A 20,137-nucleotide genomic window follows, 5' to 3' on the forward strand; every position below is an offset into this window, starting at 1 on the left:
TCATTATGTGCTTACAACATCATAAAAGCACATAATGGAGTGTATCTCCCCTCCCATAAGTGGCAAAGATCATCAAAAACTGCCATTTTCTGCATTTACTGGCTTCCTTGATGAATCTGCTTATCTTTATTAAAGAATAAAAGTATTTAAGGTAAAATTATGGTTAAAGTATTTAAAAGTCAAGTGTTCAATATTTTTATCGCGGTGTTTTTTTCTCTTTCACAAATCATAAGTGCTCATGCAAATCATTTGAGTAATAGTGCTCAGCAAGAGAAACTTTCTGTTTCTGAAATAGAACACGGAAAAAACAAAGAAATCAACATAACTACTCTTTATGCCGCAAACTTCAATCATCAAGCGGAAAACGAAACTGCTCTTGAAGGAAAATTTGAAAAAGTAGTTGAACCTATCACAATAGGGATTTTTGGTATTGGTATAGCAATCGGGTACGCAACAACTGCAGCGGGTCTGTTCTTAGGGTGGATAATAAATCTCATCAGATACAAAAAATAAATCTCCTTAGATACCAAAAAAGTTAAAGCTCACAAAACCTCTTTCTTAAATATGGAAACTTAATAATTCAGTATAGAAAACACAAAGAGTTTAAGCTCTTCTGTACCCATTATTTTGTGATCCATAAAACACATCGTTGGTTCTTGTGAGAAAAAACGAGCCAATTTCCTGTAACTGCATCTCCTAGCTTTTTAGATGCATTTGATGAACAATTAATTCAAAATATTTTGAGGTAAAATTATGGTTAAAGTATTTAAAAATCAAGTGTTTAGTGTTTTTATCACGGTGTTTTTTTCTCTTTCACAAATTATAAATGCTCATGCAAATCATTTGAGCAATAATCCCCAGCAAGAGAAATTTTCTGTTTCTGAAATAAAACACAGAAAGGAAGCAGTCAATATGGCTGCTTTCCATACACCCGGTTTCACTTATACAGCACAAAATGAAACTGACACTGAAGGAAAAATTGAGAAGGTGTTTGAGCCTATTACGCTAGGAGCTCTTACTGCTGCAGGAGCTATTGGTTTTGGCTTCCTGATCGGATCTATCATGGGTATATTTACTGGTATACTTGGATGGGCAGTAGGTAAAATTAAAGGAAAATAACTGTAAATTATCAGGCTACTTTTTTCTTTTTTAAAAGTAGTTTTTAAAATGCAGTCTGTCTCACATAATTGGGCAGACTGTTTCTTGTGCTTCTGTTATTCAATAACCTTATTCATTACCAATAAATACTGACTAGCAAAATATAATACCTATCAGTATGGAAACTGACACTTAAACGAAATAAAAATGACTCTAGAAGTACAGCTTAAACTCCATGAAATAACCTCATAAATCCTCCAACATGAATCATACTATACCATTTGTAAAATATTAATTTGTAGATGATATTTTTATTATAAAAATAATAATAAAAAACTAAGAATAATTGATTTTTAAATCTTTGCAAGAAATCTATTCAATAAATATTATCATCTATATTTTAATAATTGGCCAAAAATTTATCAAATAACATGAATTGTAAAATAAGAGAATGAATAATAGAAAAAAATCTCTCCTCTATGACAAAAATTCTATGAATATTCATGTTTTAAGTTTCAACACCCTCAAAAGTTAATCACACTGTTTTTCATCCTTTATAAGAAGAAGAAAACAAACTTCCATTGATTTAATCATTCAAATATCATTAAAAACATGAAATAAATAACTTCACCAACTTGTTAGAAATAAACGAAGGAAAAAACTTATGCGCTATATCAGCACGAGAGGTGAGGCTCCTGCTTTAGGCTTTATTGAAACTATCATGACAGGACTGGCTAATGATGGTGGACTGTACCTTCCAGAACAATTCCCTCAGTTATCATTCGATGCGTTACGAGCACTTCGTGGTCAATCCTATACGACAATCGCTAAAACTATTCTTTGGCCCTTTGTGAATAACGAAATCGAATATACCTCTTTTGAGAATATGATTTCTGAATCTTATGCTACCTTCCATCATCCTGCAATCTGTCCATTGCTGCAAACTGGCCCTGATGAATTTGTTCTTGAACTTTTTCACGGTCCTACTTTGGCGTTTAAAGATATCGCAATGCAGTTTCTTTCTCGGCTGATGGATTATGTTCTTATCCAAAAAAATAAACATGCAACAATCATTGCTGCCACATCAGGTGATACAGGGGGAGCTGCAATACAAGCTTTTGCAGGAAGAGAATATTCAGACGTTTTTATCTTGTTTCCTAAAGGGCGCATATCACCGGTTCAGCAGCGGCAAATGACAACCAATCATAGCAACAATGTGCACGCCATAGCCATTGAAGGGAATTTCGATGATTGCCAAGCATTGGTTAAAGCAATGTTTAATGACCATAATTTCCGGCAAAAAAAAGCGCTTTCGGGCGTTAATTCTATAAATTGGGCCCGTATCATGGCGCAGATTGTTTATTATTTTTCATCCGCACTTTCCTTAGGTGCTCCTGATAGAGCTGTCTCATTTACTGTTCCTACTGGAAATTTTGGTGATATTTTTGCAGGGTACGTTGCTGCCCGTATGGGGTTACCGATTGCCCAATTGGTCATTGCAACAAATGATAATGACATCCTCGTACGCACATTGACCAACAACACTTATGAAACACGGCCGATAATCCACACGACATCGCCCTCTATGGATATTCAAATCTCTTCTAATTTTGAACGCTTACTGTTTGAAAGTGGTGGGCGTGATCCGGTATGGATTCGCGATGCAATGAAAAGCTTGAAAAAATCAGGATATTTTAATCTCAACAAAAAGCAGCTCAAAAATATTCGCTCCCTGTTTTCTGCAGGGAAAAGTAATATAGCTGAAACAGCACAAACAATTGAAAGGGTTTATAAGGAAAGTGGCTATCTCGCTGATCCACATACTGCTGTTGCACTTAAAGTAGCTCGTGAAAACAGAAAACCTCATATTCCGATGATCGTCCTTTCTACTGCTCATCCTGCTAAATTTCCTGATGCCATCAAAAATGCCTGTGGACTTAATGCCCCATGTCCATCTCGTCTCAACAATTTAATGGAACGTGAAGAACATTTTATAGGTCTTGCTAATGATGAAAAAATAGTAAAAGATTATATTTCTTTAAAATCACGTGCATCTTATTAAAGTTAGCTGCATTAATTTAAATCAATAATATTCCAATACTTTTATAATGAAAGTATTTGGCTTGTTTGACGGAGTCGTGAATACATGGGTGTAGATATTAGCCGCCTGAGTAATGGTTTGACCATCGCTACACGTAGAATACAACAAATTGAAAGTGTAGCTCTCGGAATATGGGTTAAAGTTGGTTCACGTAATGAAACTTTCACGCAGCATGGCATGGCCCATCTTCTTGAACATATGGCCTTCAAAGGAACGGAAAACCGTACAGCTTTTCAGATTGCACGTGATATTGAAGATGTCGGTGGCGAAATCAATGCCACTACCAGTATGGAAACAACTGCCTATTTCGCACGCGTACTTAAAAACGATATCCCCCTTGCAATTGACATTCTTGCCGATATTTTGATGCATTCAAAATTTGATGAGGATGAATTAGAACGAGAAAAACAAGTGGTTTTTCAAGAAATTGGTGCTGCACTCGATATTCCTGATGATGTTGTTTTTGATCACTTTACTGAAACAGCCTTTCGTCACCAGTCTCTTGGGCGCTCTATTTTAGGAACACCAAAAACAGTTCAATCATTTACATCTGCTGACCTCCATAGTTTTATGAATAAACACTATAGCGCAGACCGTATGATCGTAGTTGCAGCAGGTGCTGTACAGCATGAAAATTTCCTACAAGAAGTTGAAAGCCGCTTTAGCACGTTTCGTCCCCATTCGACAGCACCTCTCACCAACCTTGCTAATTATGTCGGCGGCGATTTTCGTGAATATCGTGATCTCATGGACACACAAGTTGTTCTTGGTTTTGAAGGGCGTGCCTATCATGCACGTGATTTTTATGCTGCGCAAATTCTTTCAATCATTCTTGGTGGAGGTATGTCATCGCGACTCTTTCAAGAAGTAAGAGAAAAACGCGGATTATGCTATTCTATTTATGCTTTTCATTGGGGTTTTTCAGATATCGGACTCTTTGGCCTTCACGCTGCCACCGGACAAGAAAAACTAAAAGAACTTCTTCCTGTAATTCTCGATGAGCTCTCTAAGGCAAGCAAAAATATCCATACTGATGAACTGCAACGAGCACGAGCACAATACCGTGCGAGCCTTACAATGGCGCAGGAAAATCCCTCTAGTCAAGCCAGTTTCATTGCTCGTCAAATGCTTCTTTATGGTCGAGAAATTCCAATATCTGAAACGATTGAACGCTTAGAGCTTATTACTCCCGCAAGATTAACTGATTTGGCTAGCCGTCTTTTTATCAATTCTACTCCAACATTAGCAGCTGTTGGACCTGTTGGCTCTCTCATGAATTTTGATGATTTAACATCAACACTTTCATCAAATATGAAATCAGTTTAAATTAACCTTTCTCAAACGCTTTAATGCATTATTGGTGATGATGAAGTGTAAAAAACTGAATAATATAATCAATGTACGCGTCTTACGATAAAATTCACCACAAAAAATCTTCTTCCTGAATAATTTTAGAAAATATTTATCAAAGAAATGTACAAAACTATCCAACTTACGCTTCATGTGATAAGGAATCTCGTAAACATCTGTGAAATCTGGAAACTAATGGCTTAATTTTTTTCTCCCCTAAAAATGAAATTCTATCAATTTAAAACCTCATTGAGGTAAACAGATATGTAGTCTATATTTGTGTGAGACAACGTGACTTTTTAAAAGGAAACGATAACTTTTCGTTATGTAGAATAAATTATAAAAGGTGGACATATTTTCTTGAAAAGATCAATTTAAATGAAACATCATAAAAAATTCTGAGAGTGAAACATTGTGAAGAGTTTGCGTAAAATAATTAACATCATCTTTGTTATAATCCTCAGCTCTTTTGTCCATCTTACATCAGTACAAGCAATTGAGCCTGTTAAAATTTCTTCTCAGGATGCCGCTCTTGATCTTTCAAGAGCTATCGAAATTCATCATACGGACAATTCTATCTTTCAAACAAGTACAGTGCCAGGACCAGATGGTATTGTATGGCGCATTGAAGTGCAGGCGAAAAGTGAAAAATTTTCTGGAAATTGGGCGGTATTTTCTCTTGCAAATCCAACAGACGAACAAGTTGACCGTCTTATCGTTGCTCCCCATTATCGCATGGCACACTCCGGTTTCCTTTGGCCTGACCTTGGATCAGCGCGCATTCAATCCATCACGCCAAGCGAAGGTTTTTCCCTTGATCGCCAACCTAGTGCAAACTCTGATATCTTTCGTATTACCCTTAATCCTGGTGCTGTTGTTACATTTGTCGCAGAGCTTAATTCTGCAAATTTACCGCAAATCTATTTATGGCAACCTGAAGCCTATAAAGATGCCATTAATTCTTATACGCTTTATCACGGTATTCTTCTTGGTATATCAGGACTTTTAGCGCTTCTCTTAACTGTTCTTTTTGTCGTTCGTGGTACAGTTCTTTTTCCTGCAACAGCTGCTATCGCCTGGGCGGTGCTTTTTTATATTGGCATAGACTTCAATTTTTTAAATAAATTCTTTGCCGTTACACTAACAACACAGCCAATCTGGCGTGCTGGTACAGAAGTAGCGCTTGCCGCCACACTCTTCGTTTTCCTTTTTACCTATCTCTGTCTTAACCGCTGGCATTATCACTTCAGTTATGGCGCAATAGTATGGACTATCGCTCTTTGTAGTTTGGGAGCGTTTGCTATCTATGACCCAACGAGAGCAGCTGGAATAGCCCGTTTGTCATTTGGCATTACCGTTGTGCTTGGTATCATTTTAATCAGCTATTTTTCAATCCGAAGTTATGACCGCGCAATCATGCTTATTCCAACATGGCTGCTCATCAGCTGTTGGTGTTTGGGAGCCTATGCTTGCATAGCGGGATATGTAAACAATGATATCATGCAACCGGCTTTATCAGGTGGATTAGTGCTGATTGTTCTTCTCATCAGTTTTACTGTCATGCAACAAACTTTTTCCAATGATGCTTTCCATGAAGGAATATTTTCTGACCTTGAACAGCAAGTGCTCGCTGCAAAGGGAGCTGGAAATATTATTTGGGATTGGAATGTCGAACGTGATCGTATTGTTGTGCATCCAGATATGAAACCCCTCTTTGGAATTGAAATTCACAACCTTAATGGTCCTATGCAAAACTGGATTTCAGCTTTGCACCATGATGATCGTGAGCGCTTTCAAGCCGTCTTGGATATCATCCTTAAAAATAAAAAAGGACGCATCGATCAAATTTTTCGACTGTCCTCCGGTGGTGGTTATTATCACTGGTTTTCTCTTCGTGCACGTCCAGCTATGCAAAAAGATGGAAAAATTACCCGTGTTATTGGTACCATTGTTAATATTACTAACCACAAAAAAGCCGAAGAACGCTTATTGCATGATGCAATCCACGACAGCTTAACGGGACTCCCTAATCAACAAATTTTTTTCGACAGACTACAAAACTATACCTCTTTAGCTAAAGCAAATATTAAAATTAGACCAACCGTCTTTATGATTGACTTTGACAATTTTCGTCAAATTAATCGCAAATTAGGCATAGCTGTTGGTGACACTGTGTTGCTCATTATAGCACGCCGCTTGAACCGTCTTATTAACTTTCAAGATACCTTATCACGTCTTTCTGCAGATCGTTTTGCAATCATTTTACTCAGCGAAACTGAACCACAAAAAATTGCAGCATTTGCAGATCATCTGCACAAAACAATTTCAGCACCTATTGCACTTACAGAAAAAAAATAACGCTTTCAACATCAATTGGACTGGTCACATGGAGTGAAAATAGATCAACTGCCAAAGATATTTTAAATGATAGTGAACTGGCGATGATCCGCGCAAAACAAATGGGGGGGAACCACATTGAACCTTTTCGCCCTAATTTTCGCACGTTAGGCCTCGAGCATAATACTATGGGGCAAGATATTCACTATGCGATAAAACGTAATGAAATAAAAATTCTCTACCATCCTATTCTTAATTTATCAGATGGACATATTATTGGTTTTGAAACAATTGTGGAATGGCATCATCCAAATTATGGAAATCTTAACATCTCTGATTTTATCAAGATCGTAGAAAACGAACAAATTGTTATGGATTTGGCAGAATTTATCATCGATAATGCCGTTCTTGATCTCATCAATGTACAAGAAAAATTCTTCCAACACTCTTTCTTTATTTCAATCAATTTACCAAGCGCGGAAATGATTCACCCTCGCTTCATAAGTCAATTACGCTCCACTCTGCTTCGCCACCCACTCAGCAAAGGGGGATTGATGATAGAAATATCGGAGTTTGTCTTGAGAAAAAACCCTGAACAATCAGCGCATTTTCTTGAACAAATTAAAGCACTAAGACTAAATCTCGCATTGGATAATTTTGGAACAGGTTATTCATCACTTGCGTATCTCGTCCGCTATCCATTCGACATGGTTAAATTAGATCGTTCCCTTATCTCAATCGATTCCCCTAAGAAAAAACTTATTCTCAAGTCTATTATCAATATGGCAATTGATCTGAATTTACAAATCATTGCAGAAGGCGTTGAAAATGAAAAAGAAGCGCTCTTCTTACGTCAAGAAGGCTGTAAATATGTGCAAAGCACACTTGTTACTAAACCAATTGCCATTGAAGAATTAATCATTCTCGTTCAAAATCACTTCCCTTATAAAACCAAGGCATAAAATAGGAAACATTGTTGAATTAAAACTCAGAAAATAGTAGGATTTTTCTACGCGTGCCCTATTTCAGAAACAAGATAGGTCGGGTTGATTCCCATGCGGATTAAACTTTCATCATATTTACTACTTAAATTACTTTCAAAAAGAAAACTAGGTGATGTGGGGCTAATTAACCAGCCGTTCATGGAAATTTCTGCCTCGAGCTGTCCTGCTTCCCATCCAGCATAACCTAATGCGATCAATGCATGTTGAGGACCTTTTTCACAACTGATTGCTTTTAATATATCAATCGTTGTAGTAAAACAGATCTTATCCGCAACAAGAAGGGTTTCTTCACAAACATAATCATCCGAATGGAGCACAAAACCACGTGAAGGATCAACAGGTCCACCATAACGTACAGGAAACTTTTTTATGGGTTCAGAAAGATGTTTTTTTTGACCACTGTTTATGACCCCAAGATGAAACAAAAGTTCAGGAAAATCGATATGGTGCAATTGATTGAGAATAATCCCCATAGCACCAGAACCAGAATGTGCACAAATATAAATAACAGAACGAATAAAGCGTTTGTCATTCATCCCAGGCATTGCTATGAGTAACTGTCCACCTAAAAAGCCATCACGTTGCTTCATTAATCTGTTATTCTCCATAACTTATATGTTAAAATTTGGTCCAATTCATATAAAAAGAAAATAAAGCTCAAATGAAAAAAATTCAAATCTTTATAAAATTAAAAAATATTCTAATTTTATTTTATAAGGAATTTTTAGTTACTTTAAACTTAACATTCGTATTTTTAGGACTGCTTCACTACTCTGTCAGTGCTCAAACAAAACAAGACGCATATCTTGTTACAACACCTTGGTATGAATCAGATGGGGGACGCGTCAGGTTATCTCTCACCAATCCTTCTCTCTCGAGAGTAAGAAACGGCGTTATTGAAATTGTTCTTAAACCTGGATGGAAAACATACTGGCGTAATCCAGGTAATTCGGGCATGGCACCGTTTTTTAATTTCAAGCAACAAGTTTCTTATGAAATCTTTTACCCTACACCACAGCTTTATGAAACAGAAAATGACTGGTCAATCGGTTATGAAAATGAAGTCTTATTACCTTTCACCCTCGCCAATACAAGCGACAATCTAACTGGTTCTTTCACTCTTGGATTATGTAATAAAATCTGCCTACCATTTACTGTCAATTTTCGTTTTTCTCCATCCATTCAAAAAAATAAACAGCTTCCTTCATCCCTATTAAAGAAGGCTCAAGATGCCTTACCTCATACAACACATGATGAGTTAAAAATAAGCGCTAAAAAAGAGGCAAATACCCTCTTCATCAAAATACAAAATAACAAGAACACCATCCCGCTCTCTCTCTTTTTAGATGGAGGCGAAATGCAAATTGGGCCAGCAAAAAAAGTAAGTGATACAGCCGAGTATACACTCTTTAGCGCTCCACTTTATTTCATACCAGATCAAGAAAACCACACTATTTTTTATACAATTTCTTTTAAAGATTATGCTTTCAGTGGAACATTCATCGTTCCTCTCTGAAACAGGCAGATAGCCTAATTTAGAGAGAATATAAAGGTGTAAATGTAAAAACCAGTTCCCATCCTTACCATCATTCTTTAGTTTAGTTTTGCGATTTTCAAAAGCATCTACAGCAATATTCTTTTAAATAATAGAGATTACGCATTGTCTCACGCTTTTGTTTATTGCGTTCTTTAATGAGAACACGCCCCTCACGCACAATAGAACGCCACTTGGTTGCAATTCATGGGTTTGTTTAAAAAATATCTCTCAAGGCACCCAAGCCCATCTCAAACAGCTTCCGTGAATGGCATAACGGTAAATCCATTGAGCACCACCATCTTTATGCTTGTGAAATTAACAAGCTAGCACCATCTATTATTTACCAGCTCCCAATGTTGTGACAATCCTTGGGACACGATTCATAAAAGGCATTGTTCTCCTTCCTTCTATAGTTTTACCCACATCTCATCCCGTTTGTGACGTGCAAGTGAATGATTTTGAGTGATTCAACATAAACAGATTTGAAATGAGAGAATCTTACGATATTCGGGGCTCTCATTTAATATGAGTAACGATAAATTATCATTATAAAATAATATCTTGCATCTGAAATCAAACCTTCTTTTCATTCCGTGATTAAAAAGAAAAGCTTGCAAAAAACTATTTTGAAAAACATCCATTTTCCCGATATTCAACAATCGCCTTCCGTGCAAGTGCATCTGCACGCTCATTATCTGGATGACCTGCATGCCCTTTTACCCAGTGCCATCTGATAGTATGGTGAGAACAGATATTCTCAAGAGTTTGCCATAACTCTTTATTTTTAACAGGTTTTTTTGACGCAGTCTGCCAATTATTCTTCTTCCATCCTGCAAGCCATAAAGATATACCGTTGCGGACATAAACTGAGTCGGTATAAAGATCGACCGAACAAGATTCTTTAAGTGCCTTTAACGCACAAAGTGCTGCCATTAGCTCCATTTGATTATTAGTCGTTTGCACTTGTCCACCATAAAGCTCACGCTCATGACCATTCCAGCGTAAAATTGCTCCCCATCCTCCAATTCCAGGATTTCCTGAGCAAGCACCATCTGTATAAATTTCAACGACTTTTTGCTGATGTGACATAAAATTTAAAAACCTAATTCACTGCGTAAATCTACAGTACTGAAAAAACAAAGCTTGTGCCAATATTCCCATGGATCTTTCTTAACAACAACACTACCAGGCGGTGTATTGAACCAATCATAAAGACGTGTGAGTAAAAAGCGTAAAGCTGCACCTCGCGCCAATAAAACAATTGCATTCAATTCTAAAGGCAACAATGGCCTCATTTTTTGATAACTTTCCAATAGCCCACGTGCTTTGATAAGGTTATAGGAATGGTCATGTTCAAAACACCAAGCATTCAAACAAATAGCTAAATCATAAGCTAAAAAGTCATTACAAGCAAAATAGAAGTCAATAATGCCAGAAAGACAATCGTTCAAAAAAAACACATTATCATTAAACAAATCTGCATGAATAATACCTGTCGGCAAACTTGATGGCCAATTTTCTTCTAAAAAAGCCAACTCAGTATCAATTTTTTGTCCAAACTCTCTAAGCAACGGATCCTCTCTTACTTGACAACGTTTCCATAAGAGTTTCCAATCCACAAGAGAAAGAGTATTTCTTCGACTAAGCGAAAAATCCTGAGCGGCTAAATGCAACTGAGCTAGACTCCCCCCCACTTCGCAACAATGATAAACATTGGAGTGGTGAACCGACATCCCTTCCAAAAAAGTAATAATAGCAGCAGGACGTCCTGCTAATTCACCAATCATCGTCCCATCATTTTGAATAACCGGTTGAGGACAAGGAATTCCCCGCCGCCCCAAATGTTGCATGAGACTGCAAAAAAAAGGCAAATCATCTCTTGCAATACGTTTTTCATAAAGCGTTAGAATAAATCTTCCTTCTGTTGTATACAGCGTGAAATTAGAATTTTCGATCCCCTCCACTATGCCTTGATAGGAGAGAAGCGAACCTATTGAATAACGTGTTAAGAATGCCTTCAAATCATTTGAATCAATATCTGTATGAACCGCCATTATTCTGCTTTCATTGAAGGCATTTATATATCCTGACTTTTGCTTTTTAGCGTCTCAGCTTGACCATTCATAAAAGCCATGTCTTGAGGTGTCAAAACAACGTCACGTAATTCGCGATTGACCAAAAATGTCTCATTTTCCACTACTGTTTCAGCCAATTCTATGGTAACATCATAACGTTCACGAAAAGCAGAAATAATTTCATCAACAATAATTTCAGGAGCAGAAGCTCCCGCTGAAAGACTTACGACAGAAAGAGCACCCAAATGATCAAAGTCAATTTCGTCAGCCCGTTGAACTAAAATAGACTGTCGTGCACCAGATCGCTCAGCAACCTCTACCAAACGTCTTGAATTAGAAGAATTTGGTGCACCAACAATCAAAAATAAATCGCTCCCTAATGCAGCCGCCTTAACAGCATTTTGGCGATTCGTCGTAGCATAACAAATTGACTCGGCAGCTGGTGGTTCCAATGCAGGAAAACGTCTTTGTAATATATCAAGAATCCCTGCTGTATCTTCAACAGAAAGTGTTGTTTGCGTTACAAATCCTAACTTATCTGGATCATCTGGTTGATAATGTAGGGCATCTTCTACTGTTTCAATTAACGTCACGGCGCCTTTTTCAAGCTGTCCCATTGTTCCTATCACCTCAGGATGACCAGCATGACCAATCAATATAACATGACGTCCATGACGTTGATGTCGCATTGCTTGTTTATGAACCTTAGAAACCAACGGACATGTTGCATCGAGATAAAATAAATTATAGCGATCAGCCTGTTCTGGTACAGATTTTGGTACACCATGAGCAGAAAATATCACAGGTTGATTACGATGTTCTTCTGGAATCTCATCAAGTTCTTCCACAAAAATGGCTCCCCGTTGCTGCAGTCCTTCAACGACATAGCGGTTGTGCACAATCTCATGACGAACATATACCGGAGCACCATATTTTTTTAATGCAAGAAGAACAATCTGGATCGCGCGATCAACTCCTGCACAAAATCCACGTGGACTACAAAGACGTATTATTAAAGGGGAAAGTACAGACATAAATCCTCCTTAATATTTATAACTTTGACCATATGTTCAAACCTGCTATTTTTACGCACAATACAAACAGTGTAAAGAGAAAAATTTAAATAGCTTCGTGCCCTATAACAGCGCATCACCTATGATACATTCTTAATAATTATTTAAGCGGAGCTATTTAAAGTTTTCTCTTTAATTTCATTGTACTAGAGAATAAAATACCAAACAAAGAATTCAATCAAAAGAATTCCAAATATAGCCGCTAAATAAAATAACGAAAAGAAAAACGTCTTTTTTGCCATCAAAATAGTTGCATCATGCGTATCAGCTTTCCACAAACGATAAGCAAAATGCATAAAGATAATGCTCAAAATTGTTGAAAAAATACCATAGAAAACACCTGCAAAACCAGTAACAAAAGGTCCAGTAGCACATATTGCCATTAGAATAGTATAAAATAAGATTTGTTTTTTTGTCGAATGCTCACCTCGTACATTAGGCATCATAGGAATACCCGCTGCACCATAATCAAGAGATGAAAAGAGAGAAAGCGACCAAAAATGCGGTGGAGTCCACATAAAAATGATTAAAAATAATAAAAAACTCTCAATACTCACTGTGCCGGTTGCCGCAGCCCATCCAATCATAGGTGGAAAAGCTCCTGCTGCACCACCAATAACAATATTTTGCGGCGTTATACGCTTTAGCCAAATTGTATAGACAACAATATAAAAGAAAATTGTGAATGCAAGAAAAAGTGCTGAAAACCAATTAATGAAACTCCCCATAATCAATACAGAAAGTACAGAAAGAACCATGCCAAAAATAAATGCCTTCTTAGGGCTGATTTTACCGCTAGGAATAGGGCGAGTTTTAGTACGTTCCATCATCGCATCAATATCCGCATCATACCACATATTCAGTGCCCCAGCACCACCACCACCTACAGCAATACACAAAATTGCTAAAAAACCATACAATGGATTTATAGAAACAGGTGAGAGGATCAATCCAACCAGAGCAGTAAAGACAACAAGCGACATAACCCGTGGTTTTAATAATGTGATATAATCATAAATACTCGTTTTTGGAGAAATGGACTTACCACTTATAACCGATAATTCTCTTGGAATAGACATTCCGCTCACAAACCTTTCCCATCTCTGTCATCCATAGGCAAATATTTTCTGGCATACGGGAATGACCAACTAATGTACTTTTGAGAACATAGGGGATACTTATCTTATAGATATCCATTAAAAACAGAGAGAAGTATCTGCAACAAAAATACATTTTTTCCATATACATTTTTTCTTACATTTAAAAATGTATCATAAAAACAAAATACATCCTACCAAACATCATACAGCAAAGCTAAAAGCTTTTTCCTTATAGGATACTGTTTTTTCACTTTTCCTTTCATGAATATGGGTTAATATGTCTTTGGTAGAAACTGATTTTGTGTTACAATTCCAGTTTAAAATTTTTTTATATAAACCTCTGCACAATAGTGTTGATTTAGGTAAGGTTTTCTGTGATACTTTATAAATTGATAAAAAAAACTTTCTTTGTTGTTGCTATTCTTTACGCACTTTATAATATCTCTATCACTCACGCTGTTGCACAAACACCAAACATGCAAAATGTCCCTCCCCCACAAACCTATGGTGCATGGACAAAAGTTTGTTCTCTGCCGCCAGGTACACCGAATATACAATGTGAAGTTGTACAAAACGTCCATGCACAGAATCGCCATGATATTACCCTGCGGGTTACTTTTTATAAACTCCCTAAAAATCAGGGTGTTTTGATGCGTGTTTTTGTTCCCATCCGCGTTGAATTGCGCCCTGGTGTTGGACTTAAAATTGACGATAAAAATATGGGACGAATAGAATATCGTCGTTGTCTGGGTGATAACTGTGTGGCTGAAGCTGTTCTTAAAGATGATATATTACAATTTTTTTTAAAAGGTAAAACAGCAACTTATTTTATCTTCACAACTCCCGAGCAAGGAATTGGAAGCCCTGTTGACCTCCAAGGACTTAGTGATGCCTATAAAAATTTACCAATGTAATAAAATTATACACATTGATGAATCAAAATATCTCATAATTTGTTTTACAGCTTCTTGAAAAAATAAATGAAACCTTTCAGATATCAATGAAAAGAGAATAACAAGTATGAAATCCCTAATCGACCATTTTGATATTCCTTCAGCTAAAGTGCAATCACTTGTGCAAGAATCACTTCACCATGCTGATGATGGTGAGCTTTACCTTGAGTATACAGAAAGTGAAACGCTTTTATTTGATAATGGACAGCTTAAAAATGGCTCATTTCATCAAGATATGGGGTTTGGTCTGCGCGTTGTTGCGGGAGAAGCCACTGGATATGCGCATTCTAGTGAATTATCAGCTGCTGCACTCAAACGTGCCAGTGAAGCAGCAAAAACTGTTACTTACAAGAATCATGCGGGACCTTATAGCGCAGCTCCTCAACCAACAAACAAAAAACTTTATCAACCACATAATCCTCTTAATGTTCCATCATTTGAAGAAAAAAGCGCACTTTTGCAAAAAATTGATAACTATCTACGTGCAAAAAATGATAAATTGCATCAAGTAACTGTTTCTCTTTCCGGTTCACTACAGCATGTTGAAATTTTACGCGCTGATGGCCATCTTGTTCGTGATGTCCGTCCTCTTGTGCGACTTTCTATATCTGTGGTTGCTGCTGAGGGTAATCGGCGTGAAAATGGTTTCTACGGATGTGGTGGACGACAAGTATTTAGCCAATTCATTAGCGAAAACAATTGGAAAGAAGCTGCCGATGAAGCTTTGCGTATGGCTCTTATAAACTTAGAAGCAGAAGCAGCTCCAGCAGGAACATTTGATGTTGTTTTAGCCAACGGATGGCCTGGCGTTATGCTTCATGAAGCCGTAGGCCATGGATTGGAAGGAGACTTTAACCGCAAAAAAACATCTGCTTTTTCCGGACTTTTGGGCCAACAAGTTGCTGCAAAAGGTGTGACAGTTGTTGATGATGGTACAATTCCAGAATGCCGTGGTTCACTCACCATTGATGATGAAGGTACACCATCAGGATATAACGTTCTTATTGAAGATGGAAAACTTGTTGGTTTTATGCAGGACAGGCTAAATGCTCGGCTTATGGGTGTTAAGCCAACTGGAAATGGACGGCGTGAATCCTATGCATATGCACCAATGCCACGAATGACAAATACGATCATGTTAGGAGGCGATAAAACACCTGAAGAAATTTTATCCTCACTCAAAAGCGGTATCTATGCTGTTTCCTTTGGTGGTGGACAGGTTGATATTACTTCTGGAAAATTCGTCTTTGAATGCACGGAAGCTTACAGAGTAGAAAATGGCAAAATTGTAGCCCCCATTAAAGGTGCAACTCTTATTGGAAACGGACCAGAAGCCATGAAACGTATTACAATGATCGGAAATGATAGCAAACTTGATAATGGTATCGGTATGTGCGGAAAAGCCGGACAAAGCGTTCCTGTTGGCGTTGGACAACCTCATCTGCGCATTAATAATATGACAATTGGTGGAACAGCACTTGCATGAAAGATACAAATCAACTTGATTAAAAAAAATTCAACAGAATTTAAAAGAGTTTTTCCATTTAGGTTAGAACTTCCAGTGTGTCTTCGCTTTGCGCTTGCTCAAAAATGCAACAATTTCAACATGTGGTGACCATAAAAATTGATCAATTGGTATGATTTTCTCTATTGTGTAGCCACCGGCAACAAGAAGAGATAGATCTCGAGCCAGCGTAACGGGATTGCACGAAATGGCCACTACACGGGGGATTGTTGTTTTCGCTAGCTCACGTACCTGTTCTCGTGCACCAGCGCGTGGAGGATCAAAAACAACGCACTCAAAACACGACAGCTCCTTCGCAGAAAGTGGATGACGAAAAAGATCACGTTTTTCACAAGTGACTGTTTTTAAACCCGTCGCAAAACGTGCTGCCCGATCTAAATTTGCTAATGCTGTCTCATCATTTTCTACCGCATGAACATTCATCTTTTTTGCCATACGTAAGGTGAATGTTCCTACCCCTGAAAACAAATCAACGGCATTCTTTGCTTTCTTTAAATAGGCTAAAATAATATCGCCCATAATATTTTCTGCCTCACAAGTCGCTTGGAGAAACCCACCAGCAGGAAATTCAACACAAACATCTCCAAAGTAAATGAGTGGTTTTTCTTGTTCAACCAAAACTTCACCTTCAACAGATAAACGTGTCATTCCACATGTAAGAGCTGTATGAACCATTTTCTGTCGGATATACTCGTCCCTTACAATACACCCTTCAAAAGCAACATCTAAACCATTTGCAACAGATGTCATTGTAACCTGAAAACGCTTGGTATGATTGCCTATAAGAGCGCAAAGTAGCTTGATAGAATCGAGTTTAGAGATAATCTCTAAACGTGTAACTGGACATTCCTCAAGTGCGATAACATCATGAGATAAATAACGGTTGAAGCCAACAATATGACCTTTCCGAGTAGCAAGGGCTGTTAAAGTGATTCGACGGCGATTTTGATATCCACATTCAATTAAAGGAGAAACAAAAACATAAATCCCATATCTTTTTAACGCATCAACAACCAATTGTCGTTTCCAAGAGCGATAAGTATCAGCATGCCAATGCTGAAGAACACACCCTCCACAATTTTCAAAATGCTGGCAGACAGCATCAATGCGTTCTGATGATTTTTCTTCTAAAGCAATAAGTTTTCCATATTTTCCATGAAGAGAAACTATAGCGACTTCGCCTGGTAAAGTAAAAGGAACAGAGATAACGCCATGTGAGCTGTTGGAAATACCGTGACCACTTGCTCCAATATGGTCGATTACAACTCTGTTACTCACTCTTTTTTTCTCCGAATAACAAATATTCCAAATTGCCATCAGCACCTGTAATGGATGAGGGAAGCAAACCTTTTGCGGTCCACCCTCTTTGCGTATTGAGCCAATCAAAAAGTCCCTCAGCAGTTTGTTTTGCTCTTGAGAAATCTCTCAATATCCCCCCCTTACCAAGAAATTCTCGACCAATTTCAAATTGTGGCTTTACCAATAAAACGGCTTGTGCTCCCTGCTTTGCTAAAGACAAAACAGGAGGTAATGCAAGTTTGAGAGAAATAAAACTAACGTCTGAAACAATAAGATCAATCTCCCGTCCATCTAAATGTTCCTGTTTTAAATCTCTAACATTGAACCCTTCTAATAAGGTTATCGCACTGTTACCAACTAAACGTGCATCCAATTGATTATGACCAACATCAATAGCAATAATATGCTCTGCTCCACGCTCTAAGAGAACTTGTGTAAAACCACCTGTCGATGCTCCGATATCAATGGCTGTCACTTTATCGGTTATAATCGGAAATGCATCAAGTGCACATATCAATTTCAGAGCTGCACGTGAAACATAATTCTGTGCAGGATCACAAACGGTAATTTCTGCGTCATCAGAAATGATTTGCCCAGCTTTTAAAATAATTTCACCATTAACCTTAACCGTTTGGCGTACAATAGCATCACGTGCTCGCGAACGCGTCGTAAAAAAGTTTTTTTCAACTAAAAGAATATCGAGCCTTTTTCTAACGGCCATCTCATACTCGAACTTTCTGCACTGTCCGAATCTTACGTCCTAGAGCAGAAAAAACCGTATTAACAATACCAACAGCATCCAGTCCTATACGCGAAAGAACTTTCTCTGGTGAACCATGGTTCAAATATTCATCAGGAAATTTTAACGTGCGAACTTTTAAACCCTGTTCTAAAAGCCCTTCTTGCGCCAAAAATTGCAATAAGTGCGCTCCAAACCCGCCTATTGCGCCTTCTTCAATGGTTACTAACACTTCATGCTCACATGCTAAACGACGCATCAAATCTTTATCTAAAGGCTTCGCAAACCGCGCATCTGCAACTGTCGTAGATAATCCTTCCGCATTCAACCTATTAGCTGCCACCAACACTTCCGACATCCGCGTTCCAAAACAAACCAAAGCTATCCTGCTTCCCTCACGTAAAACACGTCCTTTACCAATCTCTAATAACTCACCGCGCTGCGGTAAATCCATGCCAATCCCTTCACCACGTGGATAACGAAAAGAAATTGGCCCCTGATCATATGCTGCAGCGGTACGCACCATATGCATCAGTTCCACTTCATCAGAAGGCGCCATGACAACAAATTCAGGAAGAGTCGTCAAAAAAACAATATCAAAACTGCCAGCATGCGTCGCGCCATCTGCGCCTACAAAACCTGCTCGATCAATCGCAAAACGCACAGGTAATTTTTGAATCGATACATCGTGGATAATCTGGTCATAAGCGCGCTGTAAAAAAGTAGAATAAATCGCAACAAAAGGTTTGTATCCTTCACAGGCCATACCAGCAGCAAAAGTGACTGCATGCTGCTCCGCGATACCAACATCAAACATTCTTGTAGGAAATCTTTCAGCGAAAGAATCAAGACCTGTTCCAGTGGGCATTGCCGCTGTTATAGCAACAATCTTATCATCATGACTTGCCTCTTCGCTTAAAGCTTTAGAAAATACTTTCGTATAGGGAAGAACATTGCTTGATGCTTTAACTTGTTCACCTGTTATAATATCAAAACGATTAACACCATGATATTTATCCAATGACGCTTCCGCAGGTGCGTATCCCTTGCCCTTATGCGTAACAACATGTATTAAAACAGGACCGGTAGGATATTCACAAACATTCTTTAAAACAGGTAACAAATGCTTGAAATTATGACCATCTATTGGTCCAACATAGTAAAAGCCAAGCTCTTCAAATAACGTTCCTCCAACCAAAAGTCCACGTGCAAATTCCTCTGAACGGCGTGCTTTATCTAAAAAGAATTTTGGTAATTTTTCGCCTATTGTCTTTACTCGTTCACGCAAACTACGGTAAGCGGGACGAGAAACCAATCGTGCAAGATGAGCACTCATTGCACCTGTTGGTGGTGCAATGGACATATCATTATCATTAAGGACAACAATCAAGCGTGCATCCAAAGCACCAGCGTTATTCATCGCTTCATAAGCCATGCCAGCAGACATAGCACCATCACCAATCACTGCAACAATGTTGCGTTTCGTTTCTGCTTTTAAAGCACTTGCTACCGCCATACCAAGACCAGCTGAAATAGAAGTCGAAGAATGCCCCGCACCAAAGGGATCATACACACTTTCTGAACGTTTTGTAAAACCTGACAATCCCCCCTCTTGACGCAATGTACGAATTCTAGCTCTACGTCCCGTTAAAATTTTATGCGGATAAGCTTGATGACCAACATCCCAGATAATCCTATCCTCAGGTGTATTAAAAACATAATGCAAGGCAATAGTAAGCTCAACAACACCCAGTCCCGCACCAAGATGACCACCTGTTACGGAAACCGCATCAATTGTTTCTGCACGCAACTCATCAGCTAACCGCACCAAATCAGATTCAGGCAATGCCCGCAAATCTTGTGGTACACGAACACGATCAAGCAATGGCGTTAATGTTCGAGACAAAAAAAACTCCCTAAATATTATCTTATCAAGAAAACGAAAT

Annotated in this window: 15 protein-coding genes and 2 pseudogenes; 8 read left to right on the forward strand and 9 right to left on the reverse strand. The window is 38.1% G+C overall.

From position 1 onward, the window contains the following. Positions 1-159: 159 nt before the first annotated feature. From BN200_RS01075 to BN200_RS01095, 5 genes and pseudogenes are all read left to right on the forward strand, one after another. Positions 160-513: a hypothetical protein gene (locus BN200_RS01075; protein ID WP_019220554.1), complete on the forward strand. Its 354-nt coding sequence runs from the start codon at positions 160-162 to the stop codon at positions 511-513. Between the two features lie 240 nt (positions 514-753). After that, entirely contained in the window at positions 754-1,119 is a 366-nt protein-coding gene (locus BN200_RS01080; RefSeq protein WP_019220555.1) for a hypothetical protein, read from the forward strand. A 643-nt stretch (positions 1,120-1,762) separates the two neighbouring features. Beyond that, entirely contained in the window at positions 1,763-3,160 is a 1,398-nt protein-coding gene (gene thrC / locus BN200_RS01085) for a threonine synthase (protein WP_019220556.1), read from the forward strand. An 84-nt stretch (positions 3,161-3,244) separates the two neighbouring features. Beyond that, the gene (locus BN200_RS01090) at positions 3,245-4,525 is read left to right on the forward strand and encodes a M16 family metallopeptidase (protein WP_019220557.1); all 1,281 of its coding nucleotides are present in this window, start codon (positions 3,245-3,247) and stop codon (positions 4,523-4,525) included. 438 nt (positions 4,526-4,963) lie between these two features. Next, positions 4,964-7,848 (forward strand): annotated as a pseudogene (locus BN200_RS01095) (EAL domain-containing protein). Between the two features lie 47 nt (positions 7,849-7,895). Here BN200_RS01095 and BN200_RS01100 read toward each other — a convergent pair. Further along, positions 7,896-8,480: a YqgE/AlgH family protein gene (locus tag BN200_RS01100; protein WP_019220558.1), complete on the reverse strand. Its 585-nt coding sequence runs from the start codon at positions 8,478-8,480 to the stop codon at positions 7,896-7,898. A gap of 71 nt (positions 8,481-8,551) precedes the next feature. Between BN200_RS01100 and BN200_RS01105 the strand changes: the two genes are divergently transcribed. After that, positions 8,552-9,406 (forward strand): protein-disulfide reductase DsbD domain-containing protein, encoded by an 855-nt coding sequence (locus tag BN200_RS01105; protein ID WP_019220559.1) that lies wholly within the window; start codon positions 8,552-8,554, stop codon positions 9,404-9,406. Here the strand turns inward: BN200_RS01105 and BN200_RS09520 are convergent. The 5 genes and pseudogenes from BN200_RS09520 to cyoE form a co-directional block, all read right to left on the reverse strand. Beyond that, positions 9,401-9,820 (reverse strand): annotated as a pseudogene (locus BN200_RS09520) (integrase); the annotation flags it as partial. The gene BN200_RS01105 and the pseudogene BN200_RS09520 overlap by 6 nt on opposite strands. 228 nt (positions 9,821-10,048) lie before the next feature. Beyond that, positions 10,049-10,516: a ribonuclease HI gene (gene rnhA, locus BN200_RS01110; RefSeq protein WP_019220560.1), complete on the reverse strand. Its 468-nt coding sequence runs from the start codon at positions 10,514-10,516 to the stop codon at positions 10,049-10,051. Between the two features lie 5 nt (positions 10,517-10,521). Next, positions 10,522-11,481, reverse strand: a complete 960-nt coding sequence (locus BN200_RS01115) for a homoserine kinase (RefSeq protein WP_019220561.1) — start codon at positions 11,479-11,481, stop codon at positions 10,522-10,524. Between the two features lie 23 nt (positions 11,482-11,504). Beyond that, entirely contained in the window at positions 11,505-12,536 is a 1,032-nt protein-coding gene (gene ispH / locus BN200_RS01120; protein ID WP_019220562.1) for a 4-hydroxy-3-methylbut-2-enyl diphosphate reductase, read from the reverse strand. A gap of 185 nt (positions 12,537-12,721) precedes the next feature. Then, the gene (cyoE, locus tag BN200_RS01125) at positions 12,722-13,654 is read right to left on the reverse strand and encodes a heme o synthase (protein ID WP_019220563.1); all 933 of its coding nucleotides are present in this window, start codon (positions 13,652-13,654) and stop codon (positions 12,722-12,724) included. 395 nt (positions 13,655-14,049) lie between these two features. Here cyoE and BN200_RS01130 point away from each other — a divergent pair, with 395 nt between their 5' ends. Next, a complete protein-coding gene (locus BN200_RS01130) occupies positions 14,050-14,589 on the forward strand; it encodes an invasion associated locus B family protein (protein WP_019220564.1) in 540 nt (179 codons plus the stop codon). Between the two features lie 106 nt (positions 14,590-14,695). Beyond that, positions 14,696-16,114 carry a metalloprotease TldD gene (tldD, locus tag BN200_RS01135; protein WP_019220565.1) on the forward strand — a complete coding sequence of 473 codons (1,419 nt, stop codon included), beginning with the start codon at positions 14,696-14,698 and terminating at the stop codon, positions 16,112-16,114. A gap of 63 nt (positions 16,115-16,177) precedes the next feature. Here tldD and BN200_RS01140 read toward each other — a convergent pair whose 3' ends face one another. From BN200_RS01140 to dxs, 3 genes are read right to left on the reverse strand one after another with little or no spacing between them, the layout of a single operon-like run. After that, a complete protein-coding gene (locus BN200_RS01140) occupies positions 16,178-17,431 on the reverse strand; it encodes a class I SAM-dependent RNA methyltransferase (RefSeq protein ID WP_034988825.1) in 1,254 nt (417 codons plus the stop codon). Then, the gene (locus BN200_RS01145; RefSeq protein WP_019220567.1) at positions 17,424-18,173 is read right to left on the reverse strand and encodes a TlyA family RNA methyltransferase; all 750 of its coding nucleotides are present in this window, start codon (positions 18,171-18,173) and stop codon (positions 17,424-17,426) included. The genes BN200_RS01140 and BN200_RS01145 overlap by 8 nt, the downstream gene beginning before the upstream one ends. A gap of 1 nt (position 18,174) precedes the next feature. After that, positions 18,175-20,097 (reverse strand): 1-deoxy-D-xylulose-5-phosphate synthase, encoded by a 1,923-nt coding sequence (gene dxs / locus BN200_RS01150; RefSeq protein ID WP_019220568.1) that lies wholly within the window; start codon positions 20,095-20,097, stop codon positions 18,175-18,177. Positions 20,098-20,137: the final 40 nt, after the last annotated feature.

This window comes from Bartonella senegalensis OS02 (assembly GCF_000312545.1).
Taxonomy (GTDB): domain Bacteria; phylum Pseudomonadota; class Alphaproteobacteria; order Rhizobiales; family Rhizobiaceae; genus Bartonella; species Bartonella senegalensis.